The organism is Kitasatospora sp. NPDC059571 (assembly GCF_042735675.1).
In the GTDB taxonomy this organism is placed as follows: Bacteria; Actinomycetota; Actinomycetes; order Streptomycetales; family Streptomycetaceae; genus Kitasatospora.
The window spans coordinates 1-14,870 of record NZ_JBHWBW010000166.1 but is presented as its reverse complement, the minus strand read 5'-3'; the positions used below and the strand labels follow the sequence as shown (position 1 = coordinate 14,870).

Sequence of the window (14,870 nt, the reverse complement as noted above, 5' to 3'; positions counted from 1 at the left end):
GGCCTCGCCGCACTGGTTTCGAAGGTAGGCAACCCGCCCGGGGCTTTCAAGGAATCCGGACATCCCCGCAGGTCAGACCCCGTTTACCGGCGGTATCGATCACGCGCGGGGCATCCTCGGGCGCCATTTCCCAGGGGTCCCGGCGCGGGCAGGGCAGCCTCCGGTGACCCGGATCACGCCGGTACGGCGGTGACGGCCGCCACAGCGTCGACGCGCTGTCCGCACCCGGACACCCAGCGCCGACCCGGGCACCGCCGGACCTCCGCCCGGATGTGGTCCGGCCCACACCCCGGGCCGGGCGCCCGGCCCGGCACCCGGGTCAGCCCGTCGGCCAGGCCAGCCGGACCGCGAAGAACAGCACCAGCCCGTAGCCGAGTGCGTACGTGGTGCGCCGTGCACGGACGGTCAGCCGGGCGCCGGCCAGGGCCCCGGCCGCAGCCAGGACCTGCTGCCAGGCGAGCGAGGCCACGAAGACCGCTCCGGCGAAGACCGCCGCGTCCACCGCCCGGACGGTCGTCCCGCCCCGGGCCGCCGTGAGGGCGGTGAAGTACAGCGCGGTCGTCGGGTTGACCAGGGTGAGGAGGGCGAACCGCCCGAACGACCGGCGGGCCGACCCGCCGCCCGCCGCGGCGCCGGTTTCACTGCCGCCCTCCGCGACCGGGCGGGCCGGTCCGCCGCCCGTGGCGCCCATGCCGCGCAGCCCGAGCAGCCCGCGGACGGCGATCACGGCCAGCACCAGCCCGGCGCAGAGCCGCACCCAGCCCTCGCCACCGCCGAGCAGCCCGACCAGCCGCGGCCCGACCAGCACCGCGACGGCGGCGTACAGCAGGTCGACTGAGGCGACCGCGGCGGCCGCGGCCGCGCCCAGGCGCAGCCCCCGGCCGCCTTCCTGGAGGAGGAGCACGCCGACCGCGCCCAGGGGCATCGCCACGCCCAGACCCGCCGCGGCACCCGCCGCTGCCGTGCTCACCAGGGATCCGATCATCGGGCCAGGGTGGCGCACCGGCCCGGCTCCGCGCGACCGATATTTCGCGCGCCCGTAGGCCGGGGCCGGCCAGCGGAAGGGGTGGCTCCGGACCGCTCGGCACCGGGGCGGCCTCCGCTCGGCCGTACGCTCACGCACGACTGCGGGGGTCGGCGCCGGGTCGGATACTGTCCCTCCCGAACGGATTCCCGGTGTGATTTTCCGTTATCCGGTCCCCGCTGCCCGATCTCCCACTACGACAGCAACACCAGCACAGGGCCGGACACGGCCGACCGAGAAGGTGGACCACGCCATGGACAGTGACCGCGCAGCGCTGCTGGTCGTGCAGGCCCGGGCCGGCGACCAGCGAGCGACGGACGAACTGATCAGCGGGCACCTGCCTCTGCTCTACAACATCGTGGGCCGCGCACTCAGCGGGCACCCCGACACCGACGACGTGGTGCAGGAGACGATGCTCCGCGCCGTGGACGGCCTGTCCGGCCTGCGCGACCCGGCCGGGTTCCGCTCCTGGCTGGTGGCGATCGCGATGAACCAGATCCGCCGCCGCCACCACGACCGGATGCAGGCCACCGACGGGACGGGGCTGCACGACGCGTACGACGTCGCCGACCCGGGCGCGGACTTCGTCGATCTCACCATCGTCCGGCTCGGCCTGTCCGGACAGCGCCGCGAGGTCGCCGAGGCCACCCGCTGGCTGGACGAGAGCGACCGCGAACTGCTCGCCCTGTGGTGGCTGGAGGCGGCGGGCGAGCTGACCCGGCCGGAACTGGCCGCGGCGCTCGAGCTCAGCCCGCAGCACGCGGCCGTCCGGGTGCAGCGGATGAAGGGCCAGCTGGAGACCGCCCGGGTGGTCGTCCGGGCGCTCAACGGCGGCGGCCGCTGCGCCGAGCTCGCCGAGGTGACCGCCGTGTGGGACGGCGTGCCGAGCGCGCTGTGGCGCAAGCGGATCGCCAGGCACGCCCGGGACTGCCGCACCTGCGCCCGCCACTGGTCCGAGCTCTACCCCGCCGAGGGTCTGCTGGCCGGCCTGGCGATGGTCCCGATGCCGGCCGGGCACGCCGGTGCGGCGGCGGCCTTCACCGCCGCCCACGCGGCGGGCGGCTCGGCGACACACACCGGCGCCGCCTCCGCGGTGCCCGGTAGTTCCGCGGGTGGCGGGAAGGGCCTGCCGCGCTCGCACCGCCGCGGCGGAAGCCGTTCCATCGGCCACCGCCGGCTCGGCGCCCGCCCGAGAATCCCGATGGCCGCCGGTGTCGGCGGCGCGGCCGCGGTCACCGCGGCGGCCGCGGCCCTGATCGCCGTCGGACTGCCGGACACCGCGGGCACCACGGCCGCGGCCGAGCCCTCACCGGTCCAGGTCCGCGCGGCGGTCTCGTCCGAGCTGCCGCCCTCGCCCACGCCGTCCGCGTCGCCGTCGTCCTCGCCGAGTCCGACGCCCAGCCCGTCCGTCTCGAAGACGCCCACGCCGACCCGTCCGCGCAGCGCCTCGCCGTCGAACCAGAGCCTGCAGCAGCAGGTGCTGGCGCTGGTGAACGCCGAGCGCGCCAAGGCGGGCTGCACGCCGGTGAAGGCCGACAGCAAGCTCCAGACCGCCGCCCAGCGGCAGTCGGACGACATGGCGGCGCGGAACTTCTTCGACCACACCAACCCCGACGGCCAGGGTCCGCAGGCCCGCATCGACGCGGCCGGCTACAAGTGGAGCAGCTGGGGCGAGAACATCGCCAAGGGCCAGCGCGACGCCGCGGCGGTGATGGACAGCTGGATGAACAGCCCGGGCCACCGCGCGAACATCCTCAACTGCGGGTTCACCGACCTCGGGGTGGGGATCCACCAGGGGTCCGGCGGGCCCTGGTGGACCCAGGACTTCGGCTCGGCGCCGTGACGGGCGGCCCACCGGCCGCGGCGCCCGGCGCGGGCAGGATCGTTCGTGTGCATGCGCCCGGGACGGGCGGAGTTGAAATCCACCGCGCCGCCCGGCGAGGATGGCCGTCGTGAGCCCGGTGCACTGCGCCGGGCACCCGACCGCCAGGAGCACCCGTGAGTGACGCCGTCCGCGACGAGAAGAGCCGCCGAAGGGCGATGCTGGTCCGCGCCTCGATCTACATCGCGGGCACCCACCTGTTCGCCGGGTTCGTGATCCTGCTCTTCACGCTGGGCGGCCGCCGCTGAGCACCCCCGCCACTGAGCACCCCGCCGCCCGAGAGGCGGCGGGGCGCTTGGCCGGAGACGTCCGGTCGACCGGGGACACCCGGTCTGCGGGAGACGGTCAGCGGGAGACGGTCTGCGGAGCGGCAGCGGTCGCGGCGAAGCCGTTCGCCCACAGGCTGTCCACCCGGCGCTTCTCCGTGGCGTTCGGGTAGGGGTTGGTGCAGGAGGTGCCGGGGCCGCCGCCCGACATCAGCTCGCTGCACGGCCCGGAGTAGTGGTCCGGCAGGCCGAGCACGTGGCCGGTCTCGTGCGCGGTGACGCGGACGGAGTTGTACTGCCGGTTCTGCGCGTAGTCGAGGAAGATGTAGCCGCTGCCGTGCCCGTCGGTGCTGGCGTAGGAACCGCGCGAGTCGTTGCCCTCGTAGTAGCGGAAGTCGGCGTTGCTGCCGGAGCGCAGCTGGACGTTGCGCACCGAGCCGTTCCAGATCGAGGCGGCGCTGGCTATCTGGCTGCGGAAGGTGGGCGCGCTGCTGGCGTCGTAGGTGACGTACACCGCCTTGAGGTAGGGCTGGGCGGCCTGCTTGGCCAGCGCGGACTTCATCACGGCGGCGTAGAAGGCCCGGTTCCCGGCCTCCTCCGCGGCACTGCCGGCGTAGCCGGAGACGGCGCCGGCGGACGACGGGCGGGCCTGGGCGGCGGTCGCGGGCGCGGCCATGCCGGCGGCGAGCGCGAGACCGAGGGCGGCCGACAGCGCGAGCACGGAGCGGTTCATGTGGGGGACTCCATCCACGGACCCGACGGGCGCGGATTGGGGGCCGCTGCGCGCCGGGCGATCGGTTGATGAACCGAGCTTCGGGCAGGCCGGCCGGTGTGCGGATGATGCCAACCGGCGATAGCACCGTGCGATGTCCGCCGCACGGCGGGGATCTGACGTCATGACATGTCCTTGGCAGACTCTTGGTCCGCTCGTTAAGCTCCCGTCGTGGAGCTCGACGTCCGACACCTCCGCGTGCTGTGCGCGATCGCCGACACCGGGAGTGTCCGCAAGGCCGCACGGCAGCTCGGCATGACCCAGCCCTCCCTCACCACCCAGCTCAACCGCATCGAACGCACCGTCGGCGGCGCCCTGTTCACGCGCGAGCAGACCGGCAGCCGGCCCACCGCACTCGGCCACTCCGTGCTCTCCCGGGCCCGGCCGATCATCGGCGAGATGGCCGCCCTGGTCGCCGCCGCCCGGCACGAGGCCGCCGGCGGCCCGCGGCGCCGGCTGCGGATAGGCAGCGTCGGCAGCCGGGCCACCGCCGCCTGGCTGCGCCGGGTCCACGCCCGGCTGCCGGACACCGACACCACCATCCAGATCGACGTGTCGGCCATCGCCCTGCTGCGGATGGTCGCGGCGGACCAGCTCGACGTCGCGTTCGTGCACGAGAGCGAGGGCTTCCCGCTCAAGGTACCGACCGGGGCCGAGCACCGGGTGCTGATCACCCGCGAGCCCCAGTTCGTCGCGCTCGCCGCCGGCCACCCGGCCGCGGCACTGCCCGTCGTCCGCCTCACCGACCTCGCCGGGGACGCCTGGATGGTCGACCCGACGGCCGACCACGAGTACGCGGCGCTGCGCCGGGTGCTGACCGGCGCCGGGCTCGACCCGCGGGTCGTCCAGGTCCGCGACAACGCCACCGCCGCCGAACTGGTCGCCTCCGGCGAGGCCGTCCGGCTCTGCCAGCCGACCGCCCCGCCCGGCCCGGGGACGGTGCTGCGCCCGGTCCACGGCGACCCGTTCGCCGTGCGGCTGCTGCTCGCCTGGCGGCCCCGAACGACCAGCGCCCGCACCGTGGACGCCCTCCACGCCGACCTGCGCGCCGCCTACCTCGCCCTGGCCGGCGTCAACCCGGCCTACCGCGCCTGGCTGCTCCAGCACAACCGCAGCCTGCGCCAACTCCTGGCCCACCCCGGCGCGTGAGCAGCCGTCCGCGGGCGGGGCCGTGCAGCAGGTCCGCTCGGCGGCGGTCCGCTTCGCCTCGCCGGCCGCCCGCGTCGAGGAGGTGAACACCGGCGCGAGTCCGCACCCTGCGTCCGCCTCCCGACCCGGGCGGCCGCAATCCCGGACGCTAGGAGGGGCGCCCGCCGAACTGCCAGAGGTGCACCTCGATGTCGGCGTAGCGGTCCGCGGTAAGGACGGCGCGTGCCGTGACAGGGTCCGGGGCCCGGAGCAGTACGGCCGTGCCCAGCCAGGCGGTGCCGTCGTCGGCGAGCAGGGGGCCGTAGGCGATCAACTCATGACGGTCGGACGGGATCGCGAGGTCGGCGGGCTCCCCCTCGCCGAGGCCCAGCACCAGGTACCGGTTGCCGCCGGTCCGGCCACCGGGGAATTCCCACATCGTGCGCCCCAGCGTGTTGCGCCACCGGCGCAGCAGCACGTCGCGGTAGACGCCGGCCCGGTGGTTCGGCTCGTCGAAGGCGAACGCGCGGGCGGCGGCGGGGTCGGGCAGGTCCAGGATGTGCACACTGCCGGTCGGGGTGTCGCCGTCGTCCGCGAGGGTCGGGCCGCGGGCGATCATCTCCTTCGCGTACCGGTCCATGTAGGACCAGTGCTCTTCCAGCAGTTCGTCGCGCAGCGGCAGGGAGCCGGGCCGGTCGCGGTGGTAGGTGAGGAACTCCATGCTCCGAGGATCCCGTCGCAGCGTCAGCCGGGTCGAGCGGATTTCATCGCGCGCGGACGCGCCCGGCGGCGGTTTCCCGGTCGTCCGTTCCGGCGGAAGGGCTACAGGGTCCCGGCGTCGGGCCAGTGCGACCAGTGGCTGTTCGGCGGGAGGGTCGGCCGGTAGCGGGCCGGGTCGGCGGAGTCGAGCACCTCGGCGATCAGCCGGAAGGTCTCGTGCCGGCTCGGCGGCACCTCCCAGAGGTCCTCCGGCTGGTTCCACTCGTCGAGTCGCAGCAGCTCCGGCAGGTCGGACGGGACGGCGGCCCGCACCTCGGCCGAATCGGCCAGCAGCAACGGCCGGTGCGCCGGGGCGAGTCGGCGGAACACCTCGTACAACGGGGTGCCGGCGACGGCGTCGACGGGCAGGGCGGTCCCGCGGACGACGACCGGAGCCCGTCCCCCGTAGGTCTCGGTCCCCTCCGGGTCGAGCTCCGCCATGTTCTCCACCCGGTCCAGGAAGTCGCCGTACCCGGGCTCGCCGCGCGTCAGGCAGTTGCCGTAGCAGTGCATGACGTCCACGAGGCCGCCGGCGCGCGGGTTGTAGCCCAGCAGCTCCACCACCACGGCCCAGCGCGCGGTGTCGCCGAACAGATGGATCCGCCCGTCGACCGGGTAGGCGTAGCCGTTGTCCAGGTCCGGGAACTCGGCCCGGTCGGCACAGAGATCGAACTGCCCGAGGATCGACGAGGTGGTCATCACGGGACCAGGTTATAGGTCCTGTTGCGAAAGTGGATCTTGTTCGTCGATGGTCACGTCCCGTGGGACGTGGGGATCCGACGAGTGGCCGGTGGGCCCGGCTTGAGTCGTTGCCGCCCCGGGTATCAAGCCGGGCGGCCCGCAGGTGTGGAAGCGGCGGCAGCTGAAAGACGGGATGGCGGTCGCCTGCCCGATACTGTCGGGCGTGGACTTCACCTCTGACGGGACGGACGGCCCGCGTCTGGACGCCGCCTCCGTGGCTCAGCTTGGTCTTGGCAACAACGTCTGGGGATCCCTGCCCGGGACAGCCAGCGCCCAGAGGGCGGCTGAGCTGTTCTTCCGCGCCGGCTGGCGGGTCCGTCGGTCGAACCGGACCGAGTTCCAGGTCGAGAACGAGTGCGCGGAACTTGAGCTGACTCCACTCGAACCCGTCGTGTTCAGCGGGTTCGTGGCCCCCGATCGCATCACTGACCTGCTGGCGGCACTGAACGGGATGGGCTTGTCCTTCAGCGTCGAGTTCGAAGACCGCGAAGGGGGCGAGCACGTCTTTGGCTCGCCCGACCGGGCGACTGACAGACTCAATCGTGGTGAGCCCGGTTCTCCTTTGCCGGGAGCTCGCGTCACTGGCGGGTTCGGCAGGAGTCACCGGTCAGGGTGAGCACCTCGGCATGGTGGACCCTGCGATCGATCACGGCGACCGCGACGTCGCCGGAGAAGGTCTCTCCACCGAGCTGGGGCTGGAACTTGTTCCCTCAAACGAATTGTCGCTGCGAGCTGCTCACAGATTCTATGATCGCTGCTTCCCACGTCCGGATGTTGTTGCGATGGCTGTAACGGACCCGAGCGCGGCCCGTTGTCGCCGTCCTCCGGTGATCTGTTGCCGGGCGCCGTCCTGGAGCTGGCGGTGGTCGGTTAGCATCCGGCATGGCCACGCACTGGAAGAACAGTCCCGAGATGTTCGTGCTGATCCTTCGACGTCATGGACTCGAGCCGGACGCGGTCGACGACGTTGCGCGGGCATGGTCTGCGTTCCAGGAGTTCGTTCAGATGGAAATCGACGGGATCGAGCCTGCGGAGGACGACGGCGACGGGTTCATCGTGCAGTGGGGGCGGTGGAGTTGGAACGACGACCGTCCCGCACTGGTCTTCACCAGGCAGTTCGCGGTGCGCGACGAGGGTGACCAGGATGACGAGTTCTGGCAGCCGCAGCGCTGGAGCGTAGAGCTCGAACTTTTCTTCACCGATGCCCCGGCCTGGGCCGACCTGGGTGATTTGCCCTGGTCCGACAGCATGGGCTTCGACTTCGATCCCATCGGCCATGAACGGGCCGCAGCGCTATCCCAGATTGCCACGTTCATTGAAACGCTTCCGCAGGTCAGCGCGATGTGGCGGGCGGTCCCGGTGGGTAGCGCCCTCGGGCTCGAACGCGCGGACTGATCTGTCAGCGGGCCCCTGCTGCCGAGCTCTGGGCGTGTCGCGACCGCGGCGGTCGAGTTCGCAGCGGAGGTCGAGGTTCTGGCCGTGGGCCTGCTCCAGTGCGTCCCACAAGGCCTGGACTTCCCGGCGGTGCTGTTCTTCAGTCGGGTGATGTGGCTGGTCAGGGCGAGGACGAGGGTGCTCTCCGGGCCCGCTGGGGTGGCCGGTGCGGGGATGGGGCGGGTCTGGGCTCGCAGGCGTTCGATGCGTCCGCGCAGGTCGGGGTGGTTGTAGAGGAAGGCGCGGGAGACCCCGGCCTCGTGCTGGACGGCCCGGAAGGTGATCGCCTCGCCGCGCTTGATCAGCCGCCGGATGGCATGCTCGGCGGCCACGGTCTCGGTCTGCGACTTTGCCTTCGCGGCGGCGGTGGGGGTCTGGGTGCGCTGGGTGCGGGCGTCGGTCATGGCCGGGTCCTTCGGTGGCGGTCGAGGTCGATGGTGAGAGGGACGGGCCCGGTGGGGGCGGTGCCGCAGCCGGCGCCGCGGCCGGGCTTGGCATGGATCGCGTCCAGCGGCCTCAAGGCCCACTTCCGCAACAGGCCCTGGAGTGCCGCCACCCGATCCGGGCACCCGACACCCGGCCACCGGCCCGGGCGGATTCAGTACGTCCCGAGGAAGCGGTCCAGGACGCGGACGCCGAAGTCCAGGCCGGCCACCGGGACGCGTTCGTCCACGCCGTGGAACATCCGCTGGTAGTTCAGGTCCGGGCCCAGCCGGAGCGGGGCGAAGCCGTAGCAGTCGATCCCCAGCCGGTTGAAGGTCTTGGCGTCGGTGCCGCCGGACATCAGGTACGGGGCGGGGTGCCCGTCGGCGTCCTCGGCGCGCAGGGCGGCGGTCATCGCGCGGAACGCCGGCCCGGTGGGGTCGGCCGCGGCGGCGTCCTCCAGGTTGATGAACTCCCGTGTCACGGCGGGGCCGAGCAGCCGGTCGACGGTCTCCAGGTACTCGTCGCGGGTGCCGGGCAGGTAGCGCCCGTCGACCTGGGCGCGGGCGGTGCCAGGGACCACGTTCACCTTGTGGCCGGCCTCCAGGACGGTCGGGGTCGCGGAGTTGCGCACGGTGTGGGCGAAGAGCTCGCCGGCCCGGCCGAGCCGGGCGGCCTCGGCCTCCAGCCGGTCCCGGTCGATCGTGGTGCCGAGGACCGACTCGAGTTCGGTGATCAGCGCCTCCACCGGCGGCGTCAGCCGGACCGGCCAGCTGTGCGAGGCCAGTCGGGAGAGCGCGTGGACGAGGGTGGCGACGGCGTTGTCACCGCCGGGCCGGGAGCCGTGCCCGGCGGTGCCGGTGGCGGTCAGCCGCATCCAGGCGGTGGACCGCTCGCCGACCGCGACCGGATAGATCCGTCTCTCGTCGCCGACCGGCACCGAGAAGCCGCCGGACTCGCCGATCGCCTCCCGGCAGCCGTCGAAGAACTCCCGTTGGCGGGAGGCCACGTAGCGGGCGCCGTACTCGGCGGTGGCCTCCTCGTCGGCGAGGAGGGCGAGCAGCAGGTCGCGCCGGGGCCGGCGGCCGGTGCGGGCCCAGCCGAGGACGAGCGCCAGCGTCATCGCGACGGTGCCCTTCATGTCGACCGCGCCGCGGCCCCACAGGCAGCCGTCGTGGAGCTCCCCCGAGAGCGGGTGGCGGCTCCAGTCCGCGGCCTCGAACGGCACGGTGTCCAGATGGCCGTGGACGAGCAGCGGCGCGAGCGCCGGGTCGGTGCCGGGGACTCTGGCCAGCACACTGGCGCGCCGCGGCGCCGCTTCCACCAGCAGCGGTTCGATCCCTGCGCCGGCGAGCAGGCCGGCCACGTACTCGGCGGCCGCCCGTTCGCCCGGCCCGGTGCCGTCACCGGGGTTGGTGGTGTCGATCCGCAGCAGGTCGTGGCAGATCCGGGCCGCCTCCCCCTCCGCCCCGGGGGCGGCGTCAGGTCCGGCGGGCAGCGGGGCAGCGCTCATCGGTGGTCCTCTCGTACGGGCGTGGGGGTGCGACGGGAAGCCGGGGCTCAGCCGTAGCCCTGCTCGGCGGCGGCACTCGCGACCACCGTGCAGACCTTGAAGGTGCGGGCGGCCCGGGTCGCCGACGGCGCGGTGTACGCCACCGTGCAGGGGCCGGTCAGCTCGACGGTGGGGACGGCGGCCACCGCCTCGGCCTGGTGGGTGGCGTGGAAGTCGATCTCGAAGCGGTGCGGTCCGGTGACGGGTGCCGGCCGTTCGCCGTTCAGCGCGGCCGCCGCGGCGGCCCGGGCCTCGTCGCGGATCAGCTCGGCGCTGCGCTCGGGCGGCAGGCAGAGCGCGGCGTAGCGGCTGACGCACTCCTTCACCGCGGCGGTGCGGGCGCCGGGCGCCCACCGGGCGGCGGCCGCGCAGGTGAGGTCGTCGCCGGTGACCAGCAGGACGGGAACGCCGTGCTCGGCGGCGGTCAGCGCGTTCATCCGGCCCTCGTCGGCCGGTTCGCCGTCGATCCGGAAGCCGGTGAGTCCCGCGCCGAGATAGGTGTGGGCGAGCACCCCGTGCACGCCGGCCCCGGTGTGGTAGCCGAGGAAGACCACGGCGTCGGCGTCCTCGATGCCCTGCATCATGCCGAGCGGCTTGTGCCGGCCGGTCAGCAGCCGGGCGCGCGGGTCGAGGTCCTCGATCAGCACGTTGCGCTGGGTGTCGTGGGCCTCGTTGACCACCACCTCGGCGGCGCCGCCGGCCAGCAGGCCGGCCACGCAGGCGTTGACGTCGGAGGTCAGCATCCGGCGCATCCGGGACCAGCCGGGGGTGCCGGGCAGGACGTCGCCGGGCCAGGTGGCGCCGGTGGCGCCCTCCATGTCGGCGGAGATCAGGACGCGCATCGGACGGCCTCCGGCCCGGTGGAGCCGATCGTGCGGGCGGCGAGCGGCGGCTCCAGCAGGGCGAGCCGCCCGTCGGCGGTCAGCCGGGCGCGGGTGCCGAGCGGCACGGTCAGCTGGAGCTCCCCGTGGCCGGCGGGCAGTCCGGCGGCGACCGGGATCCCGAGGCCGCCGAGCCGGTCGGCGAGCAGCGCCTCGACGTCGGCCGGGTCCCCGCAGTCGGTGAAGTCGCCGAGCACGATGCCGGCCGCCCGGGCGAGGACGCCGGCGCGCAGCAGCTGGGTGAGGATCCGGTCGAGCCGGTAGGGCTCCTCGCCGGTCTCCTCCAGGAGCAGCAGGCACCCGTCGGGGGGCAGTGCGGTGGGGGTGCCGACCGAGGCGGCGAGCAGGCTGGCGTTGCCGCCGGCGAGGCGGCCCTCGGCGATGCCGGGCACCAGGGGCGGTGCGGTGAGCGGGAGTTCGGTGACGCGTTCGGGGTGGAACAGCACGGTGTGCAGGTGCGCCGTGTTGGCCGGGGAGTCGGTGAACGCGGCGGTCGCGGGCATCGGGGTGTGCAGGGTGGTGGTCCCGAGCCTGCGGGCGGCGGCCTCGTGCAGGGCGGTGACGTCGCTGGAGCCGGCCAGCACGGTGGGCGGCGCGGCGGCGGCCAGGTCCCAGTCGACGAGATCGGCCATCCGCTGGGTGCCGTACCCGCCGCGGGCGCAGAAGACGGCCCGGACGGCCGGGTCGGCCAGCGCCGCGGTGAGGTCGGCGGCACGGTGCCGGTCGTGCCCGGCGAGGTGGCCGAGGTGCCGGTCGCGGACGTGCGGCAGCACGGTCACCTCCAGGTTCCAGGAGGCGAGCAGGGCGGTGCCGCGGTCGAGCAGGTCGGGGTCGACCGGGCCGGCGGGCGCGACGACGGCGACCCGGTCGCCGGGCAGCAGGCCGGGCGGGACGACGCGCGGGGCCGAGGGCGGCACGGCGGGCGGTGCGGCGGGCATGGCGGTCCTCATCTCAGCTATCCCGGCTATCTCAGCTTGGGGTCGTACGCGTCGCGGACGGCGTCGCCGAGCAGGATGAAGCTCAGCACCGTCGCGCACAGGAACAGCGCGGGGAACGCCAGCAGGTGCGGGAAGTCGAGGAAGTACGCCTGAGCGGCGTTGAGCTGGAGCCCCCAGGAGAGGGCCGGGTACTGGAGTCCGACGCCGAGGAAGTCCAGGGTGGCCTCCCCCGAGATGACGTTCCCGACGTTCAGCATGGCGACCACGACGACCGGTGTCACGGCGTTCGGCAGGATGTGGCGGAGCATCAGGCGCAGCGGTCCGGCGCCGCCGGCCCGGGCGGCCAGCACGTAGTCGGCGTCCTTGGCGGCGATCACCTGGGCGCGCATCACCCGGGTCATGGTGGTCCAGCCCAGCACGACCAGGACGAGGGTCATCGCGCCGAGGCCGTGCCGGGGGAAGGCCACCAGGACGACGGTGGCGCCGAGGACGAACGGCAGGCCGAAGAAGACGTCGGTGAGCCGGGAGACGGCCGCGTCGACCCAGCCGCCGTGGAAGCCGGCCAGCAGGCCGAGGACGACCGCGACCAGCAGGGCGCCGGCCGTGACCGCGAGGCCGATGACCAGCGAGGGCCGGCTGCCGCGGACGACCTGGCCGAGGTAGTCGCAGCCCTGGAGGTCGAAGCCGAACGGGTGGGCGAGGCTCGGGCCGACCCGTGAGTCGGAGAGCTCGCAGCGGCCGCTGTCGTGGGTGAGCAGCGCGACGAACGGTTCGGGGAAGGCCGCCATCAGGCTGATCAGCAGCAGCGTGGCGAGAGCGGCGAGCACCAGCGGGCGGGCCCGCAGCTCCTGCCAGGCGGCGGCCGACGGGGTGTCGGCGGAGGCCAGCCGGCGGCGGGGCCGCGCCGGTTCGGCGGGCGGCAGGACGAGGTCGGCGGGCGGGCTGGCCGGCGGGCTAGTCATGGCGGATCCTCGGGTCGAGCAGGCCGTACAGGAGGTCGACGAGCAGGTTGGCCAGGCAGAACACCAGCACCAGCAGGGTGGTGATGCCGACCACGGTGGGGCCCTCGCGCAGTTGGATGGCCTGGAAGACCTGCTGCCCGATGCCGGGGAGGTTGAAGATGTACTCGGTGACGACGGCGCCGGCCATCAGCGAGCCGAGCTCGACGCCGAGGAAGGTCGCCACCGGGATCAGCGAGTTGCGCAGGGTGTGCCGGACGATGACGCGGCCGCGGCGCAGTCCCTTGGCGCCGGCGGTGCGCACGTAGTCGGCGCGCAGGTTCTCCAGCAGCGAGGCCCGGGTGAGCCGGGCGACGTAGGCGACGCCGAAGGAGGCGAGCACCAGGCCGGGCAGCAGGTAGGCGCTCGGCCAGCCGCCGTCGGCGCCGGAGACCGGGAACCAGCCGAGCCGTACCCCGAACAGCAGTTGGGCGAGGTAGCCGACGACGTAGACCGGGACGGCGATCACCAGGGTGGTGCCGGCGAGCACCGCGGTGTCGGCCCAGCGGCCGCGGCGCAGCGCGGCCCAGACGCCGAGGGCGATGCCGAGGACGGCCTCGAAGAACCAGGCGGTGAGGCCGAGCCGGAGGGTGACCTGCCAGCGGCCGGCGATGGCGTCGGCGACCGGCTGGCCGGTGAAGGTGCGGCCGAGGTCGCCGGCGAGCAGGCCGCGCAGGTAGTGCAGGTACTGGGCGAACAGCGGCTCGTCGAGGTGGTAGCGGGCGCGCAGCTCGGCGAGGACGGCGGGCGGCACCGGGCGGTCCCCGGCCAGTCCCTGGATCGGGTCGCCGGGCAGCACGAACACCAGGGTGTGGATGAGGAAGGTGGTCGCCAGCAGTACCGGTACGGCGTAGAGCAGGCGGCGGGCGAGGTAGCGGCCCATCGGCGGGGGTGCCCCCTGGAGGTCGGTTCGGTGGTCGGATCAGTGCCGTACGGTCACCCGGTCGAGGTGCAGTCCGCCGACGTACGGGTCGAGGACGACGTTGCCGACCCGGGTGCTCCAGGCGGTCTGGTCCTGCCAGTTCCAGAGCGGGATCAGCGGGAGGTCGGCGAGGGCGAGGTCCTCGGCGCGGTGATACCAGGTGAGGCCCTCGGCGGGGGTGGCGGCGGCGTCGCCGCGGGCCAGCGCGTCGTCGAACGCCGGGCTGTGCCAGCCCATCCGGTTGCCCGGGCCGAACAGGCCGGCCAGGTAGTTCTGCACGCTGGGGTAGTCGATGACCCAGTTCTGCCGGTACGGGCCGGTCTCCTTGCGGCCGTTGAGGATCGGGCCGAGGTCGGCGCCGGACATCTTGCGGAAGACCACGTTGCGGATGCCGAGGTTCTGGCGCAGTTCGTTGGCCACCGCGGTCATCCACTGCTCGTACGTGGGGTCGGAGTTGGCGAAGTACAGCTCGACCGTTCCGGTGAAGCCGCCGGCCCGGTCGAGGAGGGCGCGGGCCTCGGCGGGCCGGTAGGCGCAGGCCTCGCCGCAGGCGCCGGCCCGGTGGCCGGGGATCATGCCGGCGACCAGCGAGTCGGCCGGGACGAACACCTCGTTGAAGATGGCCCGGGTGATCCCGGGCCGGTCGATCGCCATCGACAGGGCCTTGCGGACGTTCGGGTCGGCGTAGCGCGGGTCGCCGAGCGGCAGGCCGAGGTAGTCCATGGTGCCGCTCGGGCGCACCGAGTAGCGGCGGCCGAAGGTGCGGCGGGCCTCGTAGGCCCGGGCGGCGGGCACGCTGGTGACGAAGTCGACGTGTCCGGCGCGGAGTTCGGTGAAGGCGGTGTCCTTGCTGGTGAAGATGCGGAAGTGCACCGCGTCGGCCATCGGCGGTCGGGCGCCGGTGTAGCCGGCGGCCCGTTTCAGGTCGATCCGCTGGTTGTGCTGCCAGTCGCCGTCCATCGCGAACGGCCCGTTGCCGACCGGGTGCCGGTCGAAGCCCTCCGGGTCGGTGAAGGCGACGGCGGGCAGCGGGGCGAACGCGGGGAAGGCGAGCAGCATCGGGAACTGGCTGAACGGCGCTCCGAGGGTGACCTGGAGGGTGGTGTCGTCGAGGACCTTGAGCCCGGACAGGTGGCGGACGGCCGGGGTC

15 protein-coding genes and 1 pseudogene are annotated in these 14,870 nt (G+C 73.9%); 5 read left to right on the top strand and 11 right to left on the bottom strand.

Annotated elements, in window-relative coordinates:
• Positions 1–319: 319 nt before the first annotated feature.
• Positions 320–985 carry a lysine transporter LysE gene (locus tag ACFV0G_RS19725; RefSeq protein WP_380549057.1) on the bottom strand — a complete coding sequence of 222 codons (666 nt, stop codon included), beginning with the start codon at positions 983–985 and terminating at the stop codon, positions 320–322.
• Between the two features lie 292 nt (positions 986–1,277).
• Between ACFV0G_RS19725 and ACFV0G_RS19720 the strand changes: the two genes are divergently transcribed.
• Both ACFV0G_RS19720 and ACFV0G_RS19715 read left to right on the top strand, forming a co-directional pair.
• Positions 1,278–2,867: a sigma-70 family RNA polymerase sigma factor gene (locus ACFV0G_RS19720; protein ID WP_380549054.1), complete on the top strand. Its 1,590-nt coding sequence runs from the start codon at positions 1,278–1,280 to the stop codon at positions 2,865–2,867.
• Positions 2,868–3,022: 155 nt separating this feature from the next.
• Positions 3,023–3,154 (top strand): DUF6126 family protein, encoded by a 132-nt coding sequence (locus tag ACFV0G_RS19715; RefSeq protein ID WP_380549051.1) that lies wholly within the window; start codon positions 3,023–3,025, stop codon positions 3,152–3,154.
• Between the two features lie 97 nt (positions 3,155–3,251).
• On the opposite strand, the gene snpA is transcribed toward ACFV0G_RS19715, so the two are convergent.
• Positions 3,252–3,905 carry a snapalysin gene (snpA, locus tag ACFV0G_RS19710; protein WP_380549048.1) on the bottom strand — a complete coding sequence of 218 codons (654 nt, stop codon included), beginning with the start codon at positions 3,903–3,905 and terminating at the stop codon, positions 3,252–3,254.
• A gap of 210 nt (positions 3,906–4,115) precedes the next feature.
• On the opposite strand from snpA, the gene ACFV0G_RS19705 reads away from it, so the two are divergent.
• On the top strand, positions 4,116–5,093 hold the full coding sequence (locus ACFV0G_RS19705) for a LysR family transcriptional regulator (RefSeq protein ID WP_380549044.1): 978 nt from the start codon (positions 4,116–4,118) through the stop codon (positions 5,091–5,093).
• 148 nt (positions 5,094–5,241) lie between these two features.
• Here the strand turns inward: ACFV0G_RS19705 and ACFV0G_RS19700 are convergent, their stop codons facing one another.
• On the bottom strand, positions 5,242–5,793 hold the full coding sequence (locus ACFV0G_RS19700; protein WP_380549041.1) for a YciI family protein: 552 nt from the start codon (positions 5,791–5,793) through the stop codon (positions 5,242–5,244).
• A gap of 101 nt (positions 5,794–5,894) precedes the next feature.
• Positions 5,895–6,530 (bottom strand): DUF7003 family protein, encoded by a 636-nt coding sequence (locus ACFV0G_RS19695; protein ID WP_380549060.1) that lies wholly within the window; start codon positions 6,528–6,530, stop codon positions 5,895–5,897.
• Between the two features lie 205 nt (positions 6,531–6,735).
• Here ACFV0G_RS19695 and ACFV0G_RS19690 point away from each other — a divergent pair, with 205 nt between their 5' ends.
• Positions 6,736–7,188, top strand: coding sequence for a hypothetical protein (locus ACFV0G_RS19690; protein WP_380549038.1), 453 nt, complete (start codon positions 6,736–6,738; stop codon positions 7,186–7,188).
• Positions 7,189–7,484: 296 nt separating this feature from the next.
• Entirely contained in the window at positions 7,485–7,967 is a 483-nt protein-coding gene (locus tag ACFV0G_RS19685; RefSeq protein WP_380549063.1) for a hypothetical protein, read from the top strand.
• A gap of 230 nt (positions 7,968–8,197) precedes the next feature.
• Here ACFV0G_RS19685 and ACFV0G_RS19680 read toward each other — a convergent pair.
• From ACFV0G_RS19680 to ACFV0G_RS19650, 7 genes and pseudogenes are all read right to left on the bottom strand, one after another.
• A pseudogene (locus ACFV0G_RS19680) lies at positions 8,198–8,410 on the bottom strand (DUF6262 family protein); the annotation flags it as partial.
• 194 nt (positions 8,411–8,604) lie between these two features.
• A complete protein-coding gene (locus ACFV0G_RS19675; protein WP_380549035.1) occupies positions 8,605–9,942 on the bottom strand; it encodes a M20/M25/M40 family metallo-hydrolase in 1,338 nt (445 codons plus the stop codon).
• Between the two features lie 47 nt (positions 9,943–9,989).
• Positions 9,990–10,823, bottom strand: a complete 834-nt coding sequence (locus ACFV0G_RS19670; protein ID WP_380549032.1) for a M55 family metallopeptidase — start codon at positions 10,821–10,823, stop codon at positions 9,990–9,992.
• Positions 10,811–11,812 carry an LD-carboxypeptidase gene (locus ACFV0G_RS19665; RefSeq protein ID WP_380549028.1) on the bottom strand — a complete coding sequence of 334 codons (1,002 nt, stop codon included), beginning with the start codon at positions 11,810–11,812 and terminating at the stop codon, positions 10,811–10,813. Before ACFV0G_RS19665 ends, ACFV0G_RS19670 begins: the two co-directional genes overlap by 13 nt.
• Before the next feature lie 14 nt (positions 11,813–11,826).
• Entirely contained in the window at positions 11,827–12,762 is a 936-nt protein-coding gene (locus tag ACFV0G_RS19660) for an ABC transporter permease (protein WP_380549025.1), read from the bottom strand.
• Positions 12,755–13,681 (bottom strand): ABC transporter permease, encoded by a 927-nt coding sequence (locus tag ACFV0G_RS19655; RefSeq protein ID WP_380549022.1) that lies wholly within the window; start codon positions 13,679–13,681, stop codon positions 12,755–12,757. The genes ACFV0G_RS19660 and ACFV0G_RS19655 overlap by 8 nt, the downstream gene beginning before the upstream one ends.
• Before the next feature lie 39 nt (positions 13,682–13,720).
• The coding region (locus ACFV0G_RS19650; RefSeq protein ID WP_380549019.1) for an ABC transporter substrate-binding protein at positions 13,721–14,870 on the bottom strand (1,150 nt) is incomplete at its 5' end.